Source organism: Flavobacterium cryophilum (assembly GCF_048286555.1).
In the GTDB taxonomy this organism is placed as follows: Bacteria; Bacteroidota; Bacteroidia; order Flavobacteriales; family Flavobacteriaceae; genus Flavobacterium.
The window spans coordinates 15,569-37,865 of record NZ_JBLVPZ010000005.1; the positions used below are offsets into that span (position 1 = coordinate 15,569).

Here is a 22,297-nt window from a genome sequence, read left to right on the forward strand (position 1 = left end):
AATTTTTTAAGATGTTATTTTAGCCATTTTATAAATGTTTCTTCAATAATTCCTTTCATAATTGGTTTTGCGATATAGTCGTTCATTCCGGCTTTTAGACATTTTTCTTTTTCTTCTTTTTCGGTACCGGCAGTTATTGCGATGATGGGAATATCTTGACCATATTTTAAAGTTCTAATTAATCGGGTAGCTTCATACCCATTCATGATGGGCATTTGGATATCCATAAAAATAATATCAGGCTTTATCGCTTCCAATTGATCAACAGCATCTTTGCCATTTGTAATTTCAGAAATAACCGTATTTCGAGCTAAGTTTTTAATAATTGTTTTTAGCAATAACATATTTACTTTGTTATCTTCAACAATCATTATTTTGATTTTTTTACTATTGATGTCTTTTTTAACTGCGATATTTTTAACAGTATCGAAATCAGTATTACATATGGTAACCTTTTCTGTGGGTTCATTGCTGATTTTTAGAACCAAATCAAAATAAAAAGTGCTACCGAAGTCAATTTCACTTTCCAGTTGTAATCGACTATTCATTAAACCTAATAATTGATTAGAAATAGTTAAACCCAATCCTGTACCACCAAATTTTCTCGTTGTTGAACTATCCTCCTGAGAAAATGCCTGAAATATTTTCTTTTTATTTTGTTCTAAAATTCCAATTCCCGTATCAATTACTGCAAAACGAATTGTAGCTGTAGCATCATCTATTTTTTCAAGAACAATTACATCTAATTGTATAGAACCCTTTTCTGTAAATTTTACGGCATTGGCAAGTAGGTTAATCAATATTTGTTTTAAACGTACGCTGTCTGTCCAAAAATATTTAGGAATATCTGAGGCTATATTCAGTTTTAAGTTTAATTTTTTATGATTGGATTCGTATAATATCAAATCAATAATTTGACTCAACATTTCTACAATATCATATTTCTCAATATATAAATCCAATTTTCCGGCTTCAATTTTTGAGAAATCCAGAATGTCATTTATGATATCTAATAATGAATGTGCTGATTGATTTACAGTAGTGATATATTTTTCTTGGGTTACGCCAAGATTAGTGTTCATTAATAAATCTGTAAAACCAATAATTCCGTTCAAAGGGGTTCTTATTTCGTGGCTCATATTTGCCAAAAATTCTGATTTTGCTTTATTTGCAGCTTCCGCTAATTCCTTTTGCTGTACTACAGTTTCAGTTTGTTTTCGCTCCGTAATATCAATAAAAATACCTTCTATAAAAGCAATTTTTCCATCTTTGTAAATAGTATCTCCAAACTCTTCCACCCAAACAATTCGGTTGTCTTTATGTATAATTCGGTACGTTAAGTGAATGGCTCTTTTGTTCTCAATTGCATTTTTTTGTCCTGCAATTGTCATTAATTTATCTTCTGGATGAATTAAATCTATGAAAGACAATTGATCGTTTAAAAAACTCGATTTTGGATGTCCTGTTAATTTTTCAATTTCATCATTAATGTAAATTTTAGTGTTATTTTCATCATAATTAGATAAATAAACGGTTCCGGGAATATTATTAGCTAATAAGCGAAACTTTTCTTCACTTTCATTGATAGCTGTTTCGTTAGCGATACGTTCAATTGAAGACGCGATGTTACTGGCTAAAGTTTGTAAAATATTAACTTCATCATCTGACCATAATCGTTCATTCTGGGTGTCGTCAAATCCTAAAAATCCATGAAATTTGTTTCTCACAAAAATGGGAAAAAGAATCAACGAAACGACATCTACGTTCATTAATTTATTCCTCAAGGAAATGTTTTCAATCTGCGATAGTACGGCTCTATATATTTTATTGTTTGAAAGTGCTGTTATTATCTCTTCAAAATACGCAATGGGCAAGTTTTGAAGCTTTACATTATTTTCTGAGAGTTTTATATTATGGATTATCCATCGGTATTTTTGACTTATTAATCCTTTATTTTCATCATTTTCATAGTAATACGCTCGGTGAGATTTTGTTGCTTTTCCCATTATTATAAGTACGTCCGAGAAAATATCGCTTATATCTTTACTGTTTAAAAATTTCTCGGTACAAAGTGCCATTGCGGATAGAAGTTCGCTTTTATACTCTAATTTTATCTCAGCTTCATACCTGCTGTGTGAAATTATGGTCAGTGATATAATATCCGCAATCGTTCTTGCAAAAATGATATCGTCATTATCCCAATCTCTTTTGTTTTTTGAAGTTTCAAAACTGACGGTTCCCGTTAATTCTCCACTAATAAAAATGGGTATGTCGAGTTGTGATTTGATGTTGTATTTTAAAAAATAAGTTTGTATGAATTCTGACAATTCCCATTTGTCTAAAACATCTGGTGCGCTAATTTGTTTTTTACTTTTTATAGATTCAAAGTAAATAGGATAATTTTCCTTTTCTAAAACATATCCTTTGCTATAGGTATTTTTTTCTAAATCATATAAATTTTCACAAGTAATTCTTTCTGCTGTATAATTCCAGTAACTAACTCTACTGCATTTAGTAACCTTTGAAGCAGATTCAATAATTTGCATTATGCCCAGATCCAGGTTTTTATAATTACTAAAGTTTGTAGTTGATAGTTTTTTAATCGTTTTATTATAGTCTTGTACCTTATTCTGACGAATTATATTTTCGAATTCAATATCCTTTAATTTAGTAATATCTCGGGCAATTCCGGAGTATCCTATTATTTTTCCTATCTCATTTCTATTGATGATTACTTTTTGGGAAACCCATATTTCTTCTCCGTTTTTCTTTAATAATGGAAATTCGATTGTGGGAAAGTTTTGCTCATTTTTTAATAAGTTTTGGTAAAAATCCATTATGCTGTTACAGTAATCTTTTCGAATGAAATCTAAATAATTCCTCGTTAGCATTTCGTTATCAGTATAGCCTAAAGTTTTGATCGTAAATTCGTTGACAAATGTGAAGCTGCCGTTGTCATCTACCTCAAAAATAAGATCAATAGCATTTTGAATCAAATTTTTATACTGATTCTGCAAATGGATTTCATTGGTTACATCCTGGCCAATACCAATAATTAAATCGTCAGAAAATTTTTTGTCATTCCACTGTATGTGCTTATATTCACCGTTTTTGCACTTCACTTTACGAGTAAACATTCTGTCAACCTTAAATGTAGGATGATACTCTTCAGCACAAAATTCAGTATCTTGGGTTACTTTCCAATATCCTAGTCCCATAACTTGATCAACGGTAAAGCCTAAAATAGTTTCTACATTTTCGCTGCAAAAAACAATTTCACCTTTCTTATTTGTTGCTAGAATAAGGGAATTTCCTTTGTTAATAATTTGATTATTAAAACGAAATTCAATATCAATGTTTAATAATGATACATGATGGATGTAATTTATAATAAGAATTATAATAGAATAAATAAATAGCGCAATATTTGTTTTTAACGGTATAATTTCAAATACACAGACGATCGACAAGAAGATAAAAACAGAAGCAACAAAAACCCAATATACTCTTATTGGTCGTACGACATTGTAAGCAAAGTAAAAAGAAACAAGAAAAGAAGTTATCGGAATAACATCACTAGGCGAATAAATTAGGTTTCGGGCTATAAAACAAAAATAGATTAAGAATAGTGCAATGAAAATTTGTTTGATATATCTAAATACAATAGTAGATTTTGTACTTACATAATATAGGAAAATTAGAGAAAAGCCAGCAGTACAATTAGGTATTAATAGACTAATAGGTCTTATCGTAAAAATTTCAAAAACTACTTCTATTGATGGGAGTATAATACCTAAAAAAAGTAGGTAAAGTTGATATTCCTTGTTTTTAGTAGCAGCTTTTACTTTTTTTTCTAAAAGTTTACTTTTCAAAGTAGATTTAATGGAATAAATTTTATACGCCAGAAAATTAAATAATGCAACAATTAGTACCCATAAAAGAGTATTCGTCGTAAAAAAGTTAGTGGCCCAAAATACAACTAAATTTAAGTTGTAATTGGACAGTAGGCTACAGTACAATACCATAGTAATATTTTGGTTAGGTTTGAAAGGCTAGATTTGGGAGTCTACCTCGATATTGGTTTCAAAGTAAGGATTTATTTTAAATAAAAACCAAAATATATTAAAATTTTAATTTTGGATTTAGCTATAAAAAATGGATTTAGATTGTGTTTTCATTCGCAACATCAAATCCTATTATTTCGCTATAAATAGCGTAATATAATGAATTCAAAAAGGGAAGGGTAAAAAAGATTCCAATGCAGCATCCGATAAGCCCTACCAATGTGCCTATAGTTCCTACAACAATTAATCCTAATAGAACCAACGGTTGTTTTGAAACGATTAGAATACTAGTTTCTAAAGCCTCAATAGCTTTCAATTTTCCAAAAATAATAAGCGGAATCATTAAAACCGTAAATAATTCGATAATTATTGTAACAACAAAACCAATAGCAGGTATTTGTGTATAATTGATTACAGCAGAGAGTATCGAACTAATTATGGATACACAAAATGTAGCTATAAAAATTTCTTTAAAGTAAGGAGTTCTATAATATTCAAACATCGTTGAAATATGGAATTCCTCGTCCCTTTCGGCACAATATGCCATTTTTATTAGCGCCGCTGTTAATGGACTTATTAAACAAGAAATTAGTATAGAAATTCCAGAGAAAATTAATAATGTATTTAAAGTAAATTCTTGTGGATTTAAATTTTCCGGTTTTAAAAAATCTACAACTGCAGGACCTCCAAAAATAGCAATTACTGCTCCGAATGCCAAAATACTAAGTAGAACAAAAAAAACAAAAATTATTAAACCCCCATAAAGCGCAATTTTTTTGTAATTCTCGAAGGCCTGGTTGAAAACATTTTCAAAATCTAATGTGTATCCGTTCTTTCTTATTTCTAAAATTCGGTCCTGCGTAGTTTTAATCATTTGGTTTTTGGTATTATTTGGTTTGTTAGTTTTTTATTTTTTAAAATAGACTTTTTAAAAGAAACTGAAAAGCGTTCCTATAAGCGCCTTATTCTTCTTTTATTCCACGACCTAAAATCATGTTTATATTTGAACGAGCGGGTAAATGTAATATTTTTTTAATTCTCAGCGAATCAAAACCTCCCATTGGGCACATATCATAATTTATGGTTGCCTTGTTTATCCTAAAATTCTGTGTTGCAAGCCCAGGACTTTTATTTGCTTTAACAGCTTCCTTTTTTAAAAATACGGACGGATCGCTGGTATATTTTAACCTTATGTTCTGATTTAGTATTGGTTACAACCATTTTAAAACCTTCTGAATGGTTTTTAATTTGTCTCTATATGGCGCATAACGAAGCTGTAAATCCAGCCAATTCCCTTTTTTTACAATTCCCTTTTTATGCGAAAAAAGATCGAAATTTAATTTTCCATGATAAGCTCCCATTCCGGAATTTCCTACTCCCCCAAAAGGCAGGCGATTGTTGACTAAATGAATTACCGTATCATTGATGCAACCACCGCCAAAAGAATATTTTTGCAGTACTTCATCTATAAAGGATTTATTTTGCGAAAATAAATACAGCGATAATGGTTTTTCAAAGCTTAAAATTATTTTTTCAATTTCTGATTTCGATTCATAAGAAAGTATAGGGAGTATTGGACCAAAAATTTCTTCTTTCATCACTAAACTATCCATTTTGGGTTCGTCAAGTAAAGTAGGAGCGAGGTACAACGACTCTTTGCGAGATTGACCTCCAGAAAGTATGGTCTGATTTTCCAATAACCTTAATTGTCGTTGCCAGTTTTTTAAATTAATAATTCTGGCGTAATCTTGAGATTCTTCTGGGTTTGTTCCTAGTGCCTTTTCAATTTCTTGGATCAGTAATGTTACGAAAGTATCTTTTATTTTATGGTGTACCAAAATATAATCGGGTGCAACACAGGTTTGTCCGGCATTTAGGATTTTTCCCCATACAATGCGTCGGGCACTTAATTGTAAATTAGCGGTTTCGTCTACAATGCATGGACTTTTTCCGCCTAGTTCTAGTGTAACTGGCGTTAGATTTTCGGCTGCAGCCTTTGCCACTATTTTTCCAACAGCCACACTTCCCGTGAAAAAAATATAGTCCCAACGTTGATTTAATAATTGCTGTGCAATAACAGCATCTCCCGTAACAACCACCACATCTTTGACTGCAAAAGTTTCCGTAATTATTTTGGAAATTATATTCGACGTGTGGAACGTAAGTTCTGAGGGCTTTAATGTTACTTTATTCCCGGCAGCAACAGCAGCAATAAGTGGGCATAAAGCCAACTGAAATGGATAATTCCATGGAGAAAGAATCAAGACATTTCCGTACGGTTCACTATAAATAAAATCTGTGGAAGGAAAATTTAAAAGAGAAGCAAAAACTTTTTTCGGTTTAGCCCAAGAATCGATATGCTTTATGGTTTCTTTTAAATCACTAATCACATAATTTGTTTCGGTTAAAACGGATTCAAAAGCAGGTTTTTTAAAATCATCGTATAAAGCCTTAATAATGGCCTGTTCATTCTCTATGATGTTGTGCAATAATTTTTTAAGAGACTCTTTTCGAAAAGCTATTTCGGTGTGATACTTCATTGGTTGATTTTAATTTAAAATTACATAATTATTATTTTAAACGAACTCAATATCTTAAAATAAAAAAATTATAAAACAGGAAAAATTGTTCCTGTTTTATAATCTGTTAGTCTGTAAAGTTTGTTTATTGTTGTATTTTAAATAAAAAAATAGTAGTAATATCAGACTGCATTCCAAATCACATCATTCGGTGTTGGTGCGATGATTTCTAAATTTTCTTTGGAAATAGGATGTACAAAAACTAGTTTACGGGCATGCAAATGAATGCCGCCATCAGGATTGCTTCGGTCAAAACCATATTTCAAATCTCCTTTTATTGGTGAACCAATTGCCGAAAGTTGCGCCCTGATTTGATGATGTCTCCCGGTATGAAGATTGATTTCCAGCGCAAAATAGTTATTGAGTTCCTTAATAATTTTGTAATCTAAACTGGCTAGTTTACTATCAGCAACTTCTTTTAAATGCGCTTTTGAAGTATTGTTTTTTTCGTTCCTTTTTATAAAATGAACCAGTTTGTCTTCAGGCATTAAAGGTTTATTTTTGACAATGCACCAATACGTTTTTTGAGTCTCACGGTTGCTGAACAACTCATTCATTCTGGTCAACGCTTTACTAGTCCGAGCAAAAACAACTATTCCAGTTGTAGGACGATCCAAACGATGTACCACACCTAAAAATACTTCTCCAGGTTTATTGTATTTGTCTTTGATGTATTCTTTTACCACATCAGACAGTGGTTTGTCGCCAGTTTTATCGCCTTGTACAATATCGCCTACACGCTTGTTTACCACAATAAGGTGATTGTCTTCGTGAAGAACTTGAAGGTTGTTTTTATTCGAAACTATTTTCATTTGGATTTTAAATTTTTAGATTTCTCGAATAGCAGACGATTTAAATAGTGAATCTAAAAAGTCTATTATTTTAGAAAGCCTAAGAAGTCTAATTTAATATTGTTCATTAGAATTAGGGAAATCACTTGATTTTACATCGGCAACATATTGACCGATGGCAGTTGTCATTCCTTCGTATAAATTCATGTATCTTCTCAAGAAACGCGGGCTAAATTCATTATTCATTCCTAACATATCATGAATCACCAAAACTTGTCCGTCAACACCGCCTCCGGCACCAATACCAATTACTGGAATCGAAATGCTTTGGGCGACTTTCTCTGCTAAATGAGCAGGGATTTTTTCTAATACTAATGCGAAACAACCTAGTCTTTCCAGCAATTTAGCATCTTCTATTAATTTATGCGCTTCTTCTTCTTCTTTGGCTCGAACGGTATAGGTTCCAAATTTATAAATAGATTGTGGCGTTAAACCTAGATGTCCCATAACCGGAATTCCTGCATTTAATATTTTCTTGATAGAATCTTTAATTTCTTTACCGCCTTCTAATTTTACAGCATGTCCACCACTTTCTTTCATGATTCGGATGGCAGAACGCAAGGCTTCTTTTGGATCTGATTGGTAACTTCCAAAAGGCAAATCCACGACAACTAACGCTCTTTCTATAGCTCTCACCACTGAGGAAGCGTGATAAATCATTTGATCCAAAGTAATAGGCAAAGTCGTTTCATGACCGGCCATTACATTTGAAGCGGAGTCACCTACTAAAATGACATCAATTCCGGCTGTATCAACGATTTTTGCCATGGTATAATCGTAAGCGGTAAGCATGGAAATTTTCTCTCCATTGGCTTTCATTTCAATCAGTGATTTTGTAGTAATCCTTTTATAATCTTTTTTAGCGACAGACATATTTGTTATTTTAAGATTGTAAAGGTAATAAAATGTATATTTTTAACTCAAAAATGGAACAGTAATGTTATTTGTAGTACCAATTAATTAAACCAAGAAACCATGAAGAAATTTTTATTGATAGTCGCATTGATTATATCCGCTAATTCTCAGGCCCAAAAGCAAGAAATTCAAAAAGTAGTAGAAACTTTTTTCGAGGCTTTTCATGCCAAAGATACGTTGAAATTAAAGGCTCTTTGTGAGGACACGATGATTTTACAATCCATAGCGGAGAATGCTAAAGGCGCTACATTATCCAATGAAAAACCAGAAGTATTTTTTAATTCGATAGCATCTATTCCTTCCGAATTAAAAATTCAGGAAAAAATTCTGAGTTATTCCATACAAGTCGATGGAAGTATGGCGCACGCTTGGACGCCTTATGAGTTTTATGTAAATGGAAAATTAAGTCACAAAGGAGTGAATGCTTTTACACTGTTCAAAAAAAATAGTCGTGATAACTCGGGATGGAAAATCGTACATCTTATTGATACTCGAAGAAAGTAGTTTTGATTGAGTATAAGTTTAAAGTAGAGGCAAATAATCGTTTTACCCAATGTATTTTCTATATAGAAAAACGTATAAAATTGCAATCATAACCGAAATAAAGTTCCCCACCAAATAAAAATCATTGTATAGCGATTGCTTTACTTTATCTTGTTCATCGTCTCTTTTCAATCGTGTAGCCAATTTTAAAGCGCCAAATAAAGTCAGCGCATGTGGATAATTATTAATCATTGAAACTAATAAAAAGATTCGTTCAACGATTCCTTTAAGAAGTGATTTATAATCTATTATTTTAGTTTTTCGAATTGATTTTGGCGTGATAATATAATAAAATATACCCAGAAGCACTTCTGTAGAAAGAACTAAAACCACAAATTGAAATACTGCCATGCTTTTATCTTATTGACGTAATTGTTTGAATTATATTTTTTGTCGCATAATAGGATTCCATGTGTAGTGTTTTTTCTCTTTTCCAAATTAAGGAGCGGGTTTTATTCATTTTTTCAGAAACGATTTTATAGTCTTTGAATTGAATGAAATTTGACGCCAATTCATAGTCATTTTTTAAAGACCATTTGTCAGTAATATTTTCAAAAATTATGAAAGCTTCATTCAAAACACTCTGCTGTAATAGATTGTCTATTGCAATGTTAAATCTAAATTTTTTATATTTCGAATCATTCAGTTTCAATCGTGCTTCCGTTAAACCGCTTCCTAACATTTCATAAGCAATCTTTTCATTTACTGGCGTTTCTATTTCACCTTGATTCAAAACATAGCGTAATTTAAAATTTAATTTCTTGTGAATACTATATTCCTCTAAAGTAAGAATAATTTGAATTGATGCAGCTACGTTTTTTATTATGCCTTGAAATTCATCACCCAAAGTGATAGTCAAGGGAGATAATATATCCGCTTTGTAGATTTCATTCGCCTCTTCTATTAGATTTTTGAAATCTTCCATTAGTGGTTTTTGCTCCTTTTTTCCACTATTAATAATATCCGCCATTAAGATGTAATGTTTCATAAAAAATGAAATTATGTATTTTATTTCAAAAATAGTGAAATAAAGCATATAATTTCATTATTAGTGAAATTAAAAATAAAATTTAAGGGAAAGCCAAAATCAAGTTCTAAAAATTTTAAAGTTTAAAAGAACAAATTAATAAGTGTCGTCATTCAAATCTGACTCTTCTTCATCTGCTTTTTTATAATCATTGTTTAAAAAATTGGTATACTTTTTTTTATCCTTTTGATTTTTTCTAATAAGAAATACATTCAAAATAAGCACACAAATGATAACAATTCCAATAATTATCCAATTGATTTCCATTTTTTTTGGTTTAAAAATATAGATTAAATCTACTATAAATTGGTGAATATTCGATTGTCCGTGATTTAAATTTGTGTTATTAAATTTAACAATCTGCCATATTTACGGCAATGGCTAATCCGCCTTCAGAGGTTTCTTTGTATTTATTATTCATGTCTTTGGCCGTTTGCCACATCGTGTCCACTACTTTGTCCAAAGGCACTTTTGCGTTTTTCGGGTCGGTTTCCAAGGCTAGTTCAGCGGCATTAATGGCTTTAATGGCACCCATTGTATTTCGTTCAATACACGGAATCTGAACCAAGCCGCCAATAGGATCACAAGTCAATCCTAAGTGATGTTCCATGGCAATTTCGGCCGCCACTAAAACCTGTTCGGGAGTTCCACCCATCAATTCGCATAAAGCGGCAGCTGCCATTGAGGAAGAAACGCCTATTTCGGCCTGACAACCGCCCATTGCTGCAGATATTGTGGAACCTTTTTTGAAAATACTGCCTATTTCTCCGGCAACCAAAAGGAATTGTTTGATTTCCTTTTCTCCAGCATTGTGGTTTTCAATCACTAAATAATACATCAAAACAGCTGGAATCACGCCCGCACTTCCATTTGTTGGAGCCGTAACCACCCGGCCTAATGCTGCGTTTACCTCATTTACCGCAAGGGCAAAACAAGAAACCCATTTCAGGATCTGGCGAAATTTCACTTCCGTTTTTCTAATTTCCTCGAGCCAAGTTTGAGGCGAATCATAATTGGCTAAACCGATGAGGTTTTGGTGCATATCAAATGCACGGCGGCGCACGTTCAATCCTCCGGGAAGAATCCCCTCAGAATGACAACCTATATACATGCATTCAAGCATTGTCTTCCAGATGCGCATCAATTCATAATCGATAACTGCTTCGGTGCGCATCGATTTCTCGTTTTCATAAACAATTTCCGATATGGATTTAGTCTCTTTTTTGCAATAATCCAGTAGTTCTGCCGCTTTATCAATTGGATACGGAAAAGCACATTTTATCTGGATTTTCTTTTTGGCGTTGATGCGTTCTTCTTTGACCACAAATCCGCCACCAATAGAATAAAAGGTAGATACGTATTCACTATCATCAGTCATATAAGCTGTAAAAGTCATTCCATTGGCATGAAAAGGAAGAAAGTTTTTATTGAAAACAATGTCTTGAAGGAAATAAAAAGAAATTAGTTTTTCGTTTCCTAAATTGATTTCGTTTTTAGATTCAATTGATTTAATAATTCCAGCAATATTTTCCACAGGAATGTATTCCGGGTCTTGTCCGCTCAAACCCAGCATTACGGCTAAATCTGTGGCATGTCCTTTTCCGGTCAAAGAAAGGGAACCGTATAAATCTATTTTAACCCGATTTACAGCAGGAATTAAATTTTCGTTTCTCAATTCGCTAAGAAAGCGTTCGGCAGCTCTCCAAGGTCCAAGTGTGTGTGAACTGGAAGGTCCAACACCAATTTTTAGCATGTCAAAAACGGAGATACATTCTTCCATCTGTCGTGTGAATTTTGTTGTTTACAAATATAATAGAATGTAGCAATCATACTAGTCAAAATTAGAATAATGTTGTTTATTTAACCCGTTGGGTGTAATTCAATTTGTTTAATCTTTTACCACATAGAATTAGAGATTTTAAAATTATGGAAGGCGTTTCACTTATTTACAGAAAAAAATAGCTATGTGAACTCAAGATTCGGACTATCTGACTTTTTTTTCTTTGTTTCTATGTGGTTCAATTTTTTTATTTAAGATTAATTGAAATTTTTATTAATAACGGGTTGTTTATTTAATAATTAATAATGCGGTATTTGTATTATTCTTCAACAAAAAAGGAATTACTAAAAGTTAGCGGATTTGTGAAATCAGTATTTCATTAATCCAAAATTTAGCTTGTACAATACTTGGTAAATGGCTATTTTTGAAGCATAACTAACCCGAAACAATATGCAAAAGGCCGTTTTTTCTTTTTATTTAATGCTAACTTTGGTGCTGAGCCTTCATTCGCAAGTACAAAGTCCTTCTCAATTTTTACCCAATTACGGAAAACAAATTAGCTATTACCATCAGACTGAAAATTATTTCAAGCACCTCACGGAAAAGTCCACTTTTATCACACACCAGAAATATGGAGTAACACCGGAACAAAGGGATTTGAATGTGTATTTTATTTCCAGTCCGGAGAATTTGGCTAATTTGGAACAAATACGAAACAATAATTTAGCCGCTATTGGTTTATCCGAAAATAAATCCCAAATGATTGGCGATAAGTTAATTGTGTGGTTGAGTTTTAATGTTCATGGAAATGAATTTGCCGGAACCGAAAGTGCGATGACCGTGGCATACGAATTAGTAAATCCTTCTAATACTGAAACTAAAAAGTGGTTAGAGAATACTATTGTAATCCTTGATCCTTGCATTAATCCAGATGGATATTCCAGATACGGGAATTGGTTAAGAGAAATTTCAGGTAAAAAAACGCATCCGGAATTATCAGACAGAGAGCACATGGAAGTTTGGCCAGGTGGAAGATACAACCATTATATTTTTGATTTAAACAGAGACTGGGCTTGGCAAACGCAACCCGAAACCCAACAGCGTATCGCATTGTACAATCAATGGATGCCGCAGGTACATACGGATGTACACGAAATGGGATATGATTCTCCGTATTTTTTCCCACCTTCAGCGGAACCGTTGCACGAATATATTGAAAAGTATCAAAAAGATTTTCATTACACTTTAGGTAAAAATATTTCTAAAAAATTTGATACTCAAAACTGGATGTACAATACCGGAGAGCGTTTTGATTTGTTTTATCCAAGTTATGGCGATACGTATCCTACTTACAACGGAGCTGTAGGGATGACATTGGAACAAGGAGGAATAGGAGCGGGGAGAGAAGTTGTAATGAGCAATGGTATCAATTTGACTATAAAAGACCGATTAACGCATCACGCAACGGCAGTTTTGACGGTTGTGGAATCGGCGGCATCTCAAGCGGATGTTTTGTTAAAAGGATTCAGAGGTTTTATGAATAATTCCCGAAAAACGGTTAAGGGAAATTATAAAATGTATGTGATGAAAAACAATCCGAAGTTAGTTCAGATGGCTGATTTGTTAAAAAAGAATAATGTAGCATTCAGTTATGCCGATGCCAGTCAGAAAGCATCCGGATTCAATTATAATACAAAAACCGAGAAAGGTTTTACCATTGAACCCAATGATTTGATTGTAAAAGTAGACCAGCAAAAAGCCGTTTTTGCGCAGGTACTTTTTGAACCAAACCAAAAATTAAATGACAGTTTATCGTACGATATTACCTCATGGGCATTGCCTTTGGCATATGGAGTTGAAGGTTATGCCTTGAAAAACAGTGTAACCCTTAAAACAAAATTGTCTATTGAAGTGCCGGAAAAAACGATTCCTCAAAATGTATATGCATTTCATATTCCGTGGAATAATCGAATTTCAGCTCAGGTTTTATCAGTATTGCACCAAAATAATATTAAGGTTAGATCAGCAATGAAAAAAGCTGTTTTTGGAGACACAACGGTTGAGCCAGGAGGGTTGCTGGTTACCAAAACAGATAATCCTAAAGTAGTTGACTTTGAAAAAACAATTACTGAACTGGTTAAAATTAAAACTGATTATAATTATATCTTAACCGGTTTTTCTTCAAATTCTAAAGATGTTGGAGGAGAGAATTTTAATTTATTAAAAGCGCCAAAAATTGTTTTGCTCTCGGGCAAAGGCGTTGGTTCTACTGAATTTGGTTCTATATGGTTTTACTTGGAAGAAACAGTTGGATATCCGGTAAGTGTTGTGGATGCAGATAATTTTAAAAGAATAAAATTATACAATTACAACACGTTAATATTGCCTGATGGGTATTACAATTTTTCTGAAGAGCAACACAAACAAATCTCAGAATGGGTTAAAAACGGTGGAAAAGTGATTGCCATGAATAGCGCCCTTAGCTTATTTGAAGGAAAAGAAGGATATGCGCTGAGCCCTTTCGCTACGGATGAAGACAAACTCAGTTCCGATAAAGAAGCGCAAGAAGCGGAGTTAAAAGAACGATTCTTAGATTTTCAAGATACAGAACGCCGGTATATTTCTAAATCGATTCCCGGTGCTATCATCGAGAATCTTTTAAATAAAACACACCCGATGTCTTTTGGTTTGGGAGATAAATATTTCAGTCTAAAAACAGATGACAGACATTATTCATTACTGAAAAAAGCGACAAATGTTGTCTACGTGCCTAAAGATTATAAGAGTTATGGTTTTATTGGTAATGAAATCAAAAAGAAATTGAATAATACCGTCAGTTTTGCTGTGGACAAAAAAGAAAATGGCGAAGTAATTTATATGGTTGATAACCCCTTGTTTAGAGGTTTTTGGGAAAACGGAAATCTATTGTTTAGTAATGCTTTGTTCTTAGTGGACTAAATAAAAAGTACGACCACCTTATTATACAAAAAGAGCCCGATAATTTTCGGGCTCTTTTTTTCTAGATTGTATTATTTTAAAATGGGTAGCCAATTGCCAGGTTGAAAATCAAATTTTCTCTTCGCCAAACACCGCTCCCAAAATTGATTTGATCTACAACCCAACGATCACCATCGGGTAAATACGGTTTCCGAATAGGGAAGGCGAGATCCGTTCTAAGAATCAGAAACGAGAAATCGAAACGCAATCCGGCTCCCGCACCAACGGCTATTTCATTCAGGAATTTTTTCGAAAATTTGGCTCCGGGTTTATCAGTATTCTCATGTAATAACCAAATGTTTCCGGCATCTATAAACAAAGCTCCTTTGACCAATCCGTAAATTTTAGCACGATACTCTGTATTAAATTCTAATTTTAAATCACCGGATTGATCGGGTAAAAAAGTAGTGGTATTAGTAGATGCACCATCAAAACTTCCAGGTCCTATAGAACGTGCTCTAAAGGCTCGTAAACTATTGGTTCCACCAATGAAAAACTGCTTGATAAATGGCATTTCACGGGAGTTTCCGTAAGCAAATCCAGCACCTACAATAATTCGGCTTGCCAGTTGAGAGTCTGGACTGAACTTATAATAATGTCTAAAATCATTCTCTATTTTGACAAATTGACTAAACGGAACATCAAATAATTTAATGGTATCACCTTTTTGAACATTCGCACCTGAAACTAATCCTGCCACATTTCCGGCTAAGTCGATAGTTCCTTTATAATAAAAATTATTTTTCTTTCTTTTTTGTAACGTGTTGGTATACGTGTAAGAATAGGTAGGTCCAAAAATCAATTGCTTTTCAATGACTTTCCCCAAGGATTCATTTTTCAGAATTTGTTCTTGGTACAAAGCAGTAACATTTTGTGGACTGGCGTATGTAATCTCCGTCACGTTGAATAAATGCTCTTTTCGTTCATTTTCTTTCCATAAATAACCAAATGAACCTTTGAAAGTTTGAAGGGAATATAATTTAGTTCTGTTCTGGAATTCATATCCTAACGTAGCCTTCGTCTTGGGAACAAAACCACTTGGAGAATTTAGTTTAAAGGGTGCGACTAATCGTGGCCAAACTAAATTAGCTTCGGTTCCAATACGGTAGACATTAAATCCATTATTTTGTCCTGAAACTTGCACTTCAACGCCCCCAAAAGCAGAGATAGTAAGCAATTCAGCACCTCTAAAAGTATTTCGATTGCTCCAGTTTAAATTGAGTTCTGTTCCAGTATAATTCGCGGAATTTGTTTTGGCCAATAATTCCAGTCGGATTGATTTTTTAGGTAATGGTGTGAGATAATAATACGCATCCAGGTAGTTTCCTGTGGTATCAGAAACTTTGAATTGATTTTTCACGAATTTGAAAGTCCCAAGATTTACTAGACGATTCAAGGATAAATTATGATTGGTACGGTTGTATAAATCATTTTTTTTGAAGTATAATGCGCGATCAAAAATGCGAGGTTTAAATAAATTCTCGCGATCAATAATGGTTAAATCATTGTATTTTTTGATGGAATCCAAGTTGGTTTTTACACTGTCAGAACCGATTGAAAAGTTGGGATAAACGATAATTTTATTGATTTTGTAGGGTGTCTCAGCCAGTTTTGGAGCTTCGTCTTTTACCTTTACAATAAGATCCACCTGATGATCTGCAACAGTTGTATCGACTTGTACTTTCAGATAATCAGGATTAAAATAAAAGAATCCTTTTTCTTTTAATCTGGCATCAATACGAATCCTTTCTTCTTTGATCGCATCAAGACTATAACCCATCTCTGTTTTTAACAGACTTCTTTCTTTGGTATCTCGAACTGCGGTCGAAATTATGGTGGAATCTGTAGGGAATTTTACTTCTCTAATTTTATATTGTTTTCCGGGTTTTACGATATATTCTGCAGTCGCTTTTTTTCCATGTCGGGTTGAATCTGCGGATGATCTAGTATTGAAATAACCACTGTTTTCGGAAAAATTTTGTAAAACATTTTTATTGTATTCTAAATCTACTTGGCTATATAAAACGGGAGCTTCGCCAACTTTGGTGCGCAACCAATACCGCAATCCTTTTTCTTTCTTTGGCTTGCCAGCCAGATTATAAAGATACAATTTAGGTCTTAATCCTAAAATTGAGGAATTTGGCTTTGGTCTAACTATTTCTTTTAATGCCGTTTTTAATGCTTTTTTTTCTTTTTTAGAGACTTCTTTTCCTTCCACAGTTACTGTTGCGCCAGTATAGAGCAGCTCGCCTTCGGGCAGAAATCGAGTATTGCTGCAAGAGGAAACTAACAATCCTAAAATAAGAAGATATAATAAATGGCTCTTGTTCATCAATTTTAGTATTTAATAAAAAAAAATTAAACCAGTACTGTAGGGAATTTAATTAATAAAAATACAGTATTCAATTTTCTCTTTTTCTAAATGGTATGAAAACTATTATTTGTTTTTTTGTCTTGATTTTTTCGCTTCATTTTTTCGAAATAATTCACTGAATTTGTTGTAATCCATAGTGATGATAAAAGCAATTCCAGTTTCAACAACTTCTCCTTGAAGTGCCACTTGATATTTATTTACGCGATACACACGTATTTTATACCTTCCATCTTTTGAAAGTTGATAATCTAGCGAAACATCACCGGCAATATTACTGGCGTTTTGATTTACTTGTTGTGGTCCTTCGATTCCAAAATTGCTTCCTACAGTAACTTTTAAGCGATCATTAAGTAATTTCTTTGAAATCCCTACGCTCAAATCGGTTTTGTTTTCACGTTGACCGGTTGTATAATCATCAGAAGTATTTAAATCAAAATTGAGTTCTACACCTTCAATTAAATCACCCGCCAAATTATTAAGTTGTTGTGACAATATTTTACTAGCACTTTCTCGCGCTAGTGACGAAACGCTCGTTCCACCGGTTTCACTGGCAAATGGATTTTCGCCAATAAAACGATTCAGCAGCAGTAAAGCAAAAACCTGTTTGTTTAATTCATCAGGTTGCTGACGCAGTTGGGTTAATTTAGCTTGTGTAGCATTGATAATTTCTGTTGAAACGCTATTGTTTCCTTCAGGCAAAATGATATCAAATGAAATGTTTGGCTTCATTATTTCACCATTCATTTTCAATTCGGTTTCAAAAGGAATTTTTTGTTTGTACGTGTTTCTCACTTCGGCAGTGATATCTCCTAATTGATCATTTATCAAATCAATGGGCGCAGCTTCAGTTTTATAAACCGCAGTAATATTAATGTCCGCCGTTGTAGGTTCTCCAGTCCATAATATATAACTTCCTTTTTTAATGTCGAATTTTCTTTTTATCGCATTAAAATTCATTTCATAACTCCCTTCAGATAATTCATATCTTCCGGTCAGCGTAGTTTTTCCTGAAGGATCAATCCCGCCGTTTAATTGCGCTTCTCCTTTTAACTTTAAAAAATCACCGTTGGCTTTGTCAATAACTAACGATAATTCAGCCTCTTCATCAATCTCAATATTTACTGATGCATTGATTCCTTTTATATCCATTTCACTATTCAGTTCATCCATAACAATGGTCTCTACTAGTTTCGGATTGTCTTGATCAATGAATTCTACGATTCCTTCTCTGTCAGCAATTGCCGGATCGGATTGTGGCAGCACAATAGTAAATTTGGTGTCTTTGTTAATTTTGATGTTTCCTTCCACAACGGGATTGTCTAAATTTCCGGATAGTTGCAAATGATTGTCCAGGTACAATTCGCCATAATACAAATCATTATCTTTAGCTTTAGAATTGACGGCTTTAAAATTATCAGCATCGATGGCTAAGTCAAAACCAAAATTACTAAAATTGGCACTGTCAATTTTTCCGTTAATGGCTAAATCATTGTCTTTTTCATCTTTTATAATAAAATTATCAAAAAGAATAGCAGTGGGTGTAAATACAATTTTATCGTTTATTGATTTAAATTTTGCATTAAGTTGCTTCACTTTGAAACCAATTTCATTGAACTGTAATTCTCCTATTACTTTGGGTTGGGTTGTATTTCCCGTTATTTCAAAATTTCCTGTCAAAAAACCCGTGCTTTCAGTTATGTTATCCAATGTAAAACCCTGAATGCTTTTTAAATTCAGTTTATCGATGTCGAGATTCATATCAAAACTGCTGTCAGTAGTCTTGTAATTTCCTTCTAAATTGACTTGATTTCCCTGACCTGTAATCTCAACTACGGCATCATATTGGTTGGCGATCGCATTATTTACTTTGATACTAATGTTTCCGATTGTATCTTTTTTGAAAGTAAAATTTTCAATGTTTAAATCTGAAGTAAAAAGGGGCGTGGTGCTTATATTTTTGACCAATGCATTTCCAGTGATTTTACCGCTCATTTGTAGATCGCCTTTTTCAACGAAACTGGTAATAGTTTTTATGTCAAAATCTTTGAAATCAATTGCTATTGGCGCATTTGCTTCCTGCGATTGCGATTGTATAAGGATTTTACTTCCATCTTTACTCAATTCGAAATTATCAGCATAAATTCCTTTTTTGCCAAAGCGAATTAAATTGTCTTGTACTATTGTCCAAGAATCATAGTTTAGCAACAAATTAGTGGGATCAAGATTTATGTCGTTATTCCCGTTGGTAGCTTTTAATGTTCCTGCAATTAAATATCTTTCTATATCTTTTGAATCTTTTAACTGCACCGTATAATTCACAATATTTTTTTGCACTTTACCGGAAATACTGGTGTGAGGCAATTGAATTTGTTTGTTTTGAATGTCATCAACTACAAAGCTGTAAACAAGAGAATAGTCTTTAGTATCTACAGTAAGGACTGCATTTGTAATCGTATTTTCTCCATAAATTAATTTTGGAATCGTACCATTCAAAACGATAGAGTCGTTAACAGAGTTGTATCTTCCTTGTATATTAATAGGTTCCAGACTTTTCAAATCAGGAATAAGTTTTAATAGAAGAGGACTGTCCTTTACGCCAATTTTAAAAATAAATTCTTGTTTCTCAACTACTTTTTTTCTAGAATTTGGTTCGCTGTCGTAATACTTTGCAATAGAATTTGACAACGCAGTTGCTATAGTTGACAACTTGTATTTTCCATAGGCACTCACATCTAACATTGGAGATTTCAATGCGAATGTATTTTTTTCAGCACTGGATGTGGCGACTGCGCTAATGGAATCAATTACAAATTCTTCTTTAGCATTTACTATGGTAATGTTGTGCGCATCTACCGTTCCGTTGAGGTAATCAAGATTTACCGATTGAATATCAGCATCGACAACACCTCTAATTTTTAGTGGGCCAGCATGCAGATTCAGTTTCTCCAAGTCAGCGATATCTAAATTCAGTTTTAATTTTCCGGTAGGATATTTGTCTTTAAAACTTCCGCTGCTCACCAAATCAAAGGTCAGATTACGATCTTTTGCAAAAGCAGTTGCTTTAAAATTTCCATTGCGAATAGTTCCTTTTACGTTTACATTTTGGTATGTATATTTATTATAATAGGCTTTTAAAATACTTCCGTTTAAAGATGCAGTTGCTGTTTTTGGATCAAAACCAGTCCCTTTTATGGTTGCTTTTAAAGTTACTTTTCCAATGGAGTCGTTTTTGATAAATTTCCCTAAATCAAAATTATTAAGTTCTGTTTGGGCGTCATATTTTTCGTAATTTTTTCTACTTTGGTCAAATTTAGCTTTGATTTTTGCGTTGCCATAACTGCTTACAATATTCATATCAGTATTAAAATTAGCAATGGTTCCTTTAAAAATTCCCTTGACGTTAAATTTTGGCGGTAACTGAATCGAATTAGGAATGGTTCCTTTGGGTAAAAAACCAACGAAATCTTTCGAACCGGATTGTAAGTTTTTAATGTTTAAGTCAAAATAGGCTTTGTTGACATCCGGTAAACCGATGATTCTGCCGCTTGCCGCTACTTTTGTAGTTCCTATACCGCTGATTTCGATACTTGGAAATTCAATGTTTTTTAATTTTCCTTTTACAATTCCATCGATCAGCAATATTGCATTGGGATTGCTCATAAATGGGTTCGTATTATTTAAAGTAGGAGCAAAAAGCAAAATATCTTTAATTCCCAGTTTGCTCTTTTTCAAATTGGCTGTGAGGCCTAATTCTCCCGGATTATTAGCCAATGATTCAATGGAAGGATAGCCAATTCTAATTTCATCCTTCAGTTCTGTTTGTGGGGTTTTTAAAAATAATTTTTTAAAAAAAGCATTCTTTTTGCCGTAGAAAAATTCCGCCTTAAAGGATTGAATGTTCAAACCGCTTTTGTCTTTAACCGTTAATGAATTGGCAATTCCTGAAATATTTTCCGGATTGTAATTCAGTACATCGACCTGTAAGTTTAGATTGGTGATATTCAAATGGTTGTAATCAATTCCTTTTTGAACTGTTGCAACAGTATTATTGTCGTACCGAAAGTTTACTCGTTTGAATTCCGTTTTGTTTATTTTGACTTGCCAATTGTTGGATGCAGTATTTATCGCTTCTTTTGTAGGCTTGATTATATCGACTTTATCAAAAGCTAAAGCACCTTCTACACCTATTAAATCAAGACTTTCAATAATTGCGAACTGATTGTTAAGGTCAATTTTATCAATTTTAGCGAGCAATTTTTTTAAATAAAAGTTGGTGGAAAGTTTAGTTTCGTCACTTTCATATTCGAAATCGATTCTTGCCAAATCAATTTCACCTAATTTTAATTTTAAGATGGATTCTGGTGCGTTCTTTGTCGCTGCCACTTTGGTTGCATTGGATATTTGAACTAAACCTTGCTTTAATTTAAGTTGTAAACCATTGATTTTTGCTTTTGGAATTTCAAAATTCATTTCATTTAAATCGAAAGTTTTAATTTTCGTCTCAAAATGCCTAAGATTAGCGTAAATATCATTTTTTGTGACAGCATCGGTAAAATTAAACTTGATGCGATCGAGCTTAATTTCTTCGACAGAAAACTGCATTGGTGGCGAATCACTCTCCTGTTTCTTTGGCGAAGCAAATGCTTTTATGATGTAATCAAAATTAAAAACGGCTTTGGAATCTCTATTTAAATTGGCTGAAATCCCCACTAATTCTAATGAGTTGATTTCTACTTTGTTGTTTATCAATTGAAACAGACTAATATCGGCAGCTAGTTTTTCGCCCGCAAAAAGAGTGTCTTTTTTTTGATCTTCAAAATAAACACCTATCAGAACGACTTTTTTTGGAAATTTAATAGCGAGACTATCAACCCTCACTTTGGTTTTTATTTTTTCTTCGAGATAAGTCACCGCTTTTTCTTTGGCATAATTCTGAAAAGAGGGTATTTGTATAACCACAAACAGAATTAAGAACAATAGGAATATGGATCCTATTATCCAAAGGAAAATTTTTAAACCTTTCTTTAAATATGTTTTCAAATGAGGTGTGTTTTTTGGTTAAAATTAACCAATTTTAATCAGAAATGCAATCTTGTGTGCAAATGGATGTACATACAAAGGTTAAAAATTGAAAACGCAATACATTATATAATTCAAAAATAATGTT

The 22,297-nt window shown here is 33.0% G+C and carries 14 protein-coding genes; 2 read left to right on the forward strand and 12 right to left on the reverse strand.

All coding sequences use genetic code 11. The features are described from left to right. Nucleotides 1-14: 14 nt before the first annotated feature. From ACNQGJ_RS08950 to panB, 6 genes are all read right to left on the reverse strand, one after another. Nucleotides 15-3,872: a PAS domain S-box protein gene (locus ACNQGJ_RS08950; RefSeq protein ID WP_417972538.1), complete on the reverse strand. Its 3,858-nt coding sequence runs from the start codon at nucleotides 3,870-3,872 to the stop codon at nucleotides 15-17. Nucleotides 3,873-4,161: 289 nt separating this feature from the next. Beyond that, the gene (locus ACNQGJ_RS08955) at nucleotides 4,162-4,938 is read right to left on the reverse strand and encodes a DUF2189 domain-containing protein (RefSeq protein ID WP_417972537.1); all 777 of its coding nucleotides are present in this window, start codon (nucleotides 4,936-4,938) and stop codon (nucleotides 4,162-4,164) included. An 88-nt stretch (nucleotides 4,939-5,026) separates the two neighbouring features. Beyond that, a complete protein-coding gene (locus ACNQGJ_RS08960) occupies nucleotides 5,027-5,272 on the reverse strand; it encodes a nitroreductase family protein (RefSeq protein ID WP_417980350.1) in 246 nt (81 codons plus the stop codon). Nucleotides 5,273-5,275: 3 nt separating this feature from the next. Continuing rightward, a complete protein-coding gene (locus ACNQGJ_RS08965; RefSeq protein ID WP_417972536.1) occupies nucleotides 5,276-6,604 on the reverse strand; it encodes an aldehyde dehydrogenase in 1,329 nt (442 codons plus the stop codon). A gap of 161 nt (nucleotides 6,605-6,765) precedes the next feature. After that, nucleotides 6,766-7,455 carry an RluA family pseudouridine synthase gene (locus tag ACNQGJ_RS08970; RefSeq protein WP_417972535.1) on the reverse strand — a complete coding sequence of 230 codons (690 nt, stop codon included), beginning with the start codon at nucleotides 7,453-7,455 and terminating at the stop codon, nucleotides 6,766-6,768. 93 nt (nucleotides 7,456-7,548) lie between these two features. Continuing rightward, nucleotides 7,549-8,367 carry a 3-methyl-2-oxobutanoate hydroxymethyltransferase gene (panB, locus tag ACNQGJ_RS08975; RefSeq protein WP_113665547.1) on the reverse strand — a complete coding sequence of 273 codons (819 nt, stop codon included), beginning with the start codon at nucleotides 8,365-8,367 and terminating at the stop codon, nucleotides 7,549-7,551. Nucleotides 8,368-8,469: 102 nt separating this feature from the next. Here panB and ACNQGJ_RS08980 point away from each other — a divergent pair, with 102 nt between their 5' ends. After that, complete coding sequence (locus tag ACNQGJ_RS08980) at nucleotides 8,470-8,913, forward strand: Cif family virulence factor (RefSeq protein ID WP_417972534.1); 444 nt, start codon at nucleotides 8,470-8,472, stop codon at nucleotides 8,911-8,913. A gap of 42 nt (nucleotides 8,914-8,955) precedes the next feature. Here ACNQGJ_RS08980 and ACNQGJ_RS08985 read toward each other — a convergent pair whose 3' ends face one another. From ACNQGJ_RS08985 to ACNQGJ_RS09000, 4 genes are all read right to left on the reverse strand, one after another. Further along, the gene (locus ACNQGJ_RS08985) at nucleotides 8,956-9,303 is read right to left on the reverse strand and encodes a hypothetical protein (RefSeq protein WP_417972533.1); all 348 of its coding nucleotides are present in this window, start codon (nucleotides 9,301-9,303) and stop codon (nucleotides 8,956-8,958) included. A 4-nt stretch (nucleotides 9,304-9,307) separates the two neighbouring features. Next, complete coding sequence (locus ACNQGJ_RS08990; protein ID WP_417972532.1) at nucleotides 9,308-9,940, reverse strand: SatD family protein; 633 nt, start codon at nucleotides 9,938-9,940, stop codon at nucleotides 9,308-9,310. A 135-nt stretch (nucleotides 9,941-10,075) separates the two neighbouring features. Continuing rightward, the gene (locus ACNQGJ_RS08995; protein ID WP_417972531.1) at nucleotides 10,076-10,246 is read right to left on the reverse strand and encodes a hypothetical protein; all 171 of its coding nucleotides are present in this window, start codon (nucleotides 10,244-10,246) and stop codon (nucleotides 10,076-10,078) included. Between the two features lie 85 nt (nucleotides 10,247-10,331). After that, nucleotides 10,332-11,759 (reverse strand): L-serine ammonia-lyase, encoded by a 1,428-nt coding sequence (locus ACNQGJ_RS09000; protein ID WP_417972530.1) that lies wholly within the window; start codon nucleotides 11,757-11,759, stop codon nucleotides 10,332-10,334. A gap of 450 nt (nucleotides 11,760-12,209) precedes the next feature. On the opposite strand from ACNQGJ_RS09000, the gene ACNQGJ_RS09005 reads away from it, so the two are divergent. Continuing rightward, nucleotides 12,210-14,717 (forward strand): M14 family zinc carboxypeptidase, encoded by a 2,508-nt coding sequence (locus tag ACNQGJ_RS09005; protein ID WP_417972529.1) that lies wholly within the window; start codon nucleotides 12,210-12,212, stop codon nucleotides 14,715-14,717. A 76-nt stretch (nucleotides 14,718-14,793) separates the two neighbouring features. Here ACNQGJ_RS09005 and tamL read toward each other — a convergent pair whose 3' ends face one another. Further along, nucleotides 14,794-17,088 (reverse strand): translocation and assembly module lipoprotein TamL, encoded by a 2,295-nt coding sequence (gene tamL, locus ACNQGJ_RS09010; protein WP_417972528.1) that lies wholly within the window; start codon nucleotides 17,086-17,088, stop codon nucleotides 14,794-14,796. Nucleotides 17,089-17,193: 105 nt separating this feature from the next. Further along, nucleotides 17,194-22,170, reverse strand: coding sequence for a translocation/assembly module TamB domain-containing protein (locus tag ACNQGJ_RS09015; RefSeq protein WP_470303338.1), 4,977 nt, complete (start codon nucleotides 22,168-22,170; stop codon nucleotides 17,194-17,196). Nucleotides 22,171-22,297: the final 127 nt, after the last annotated feature.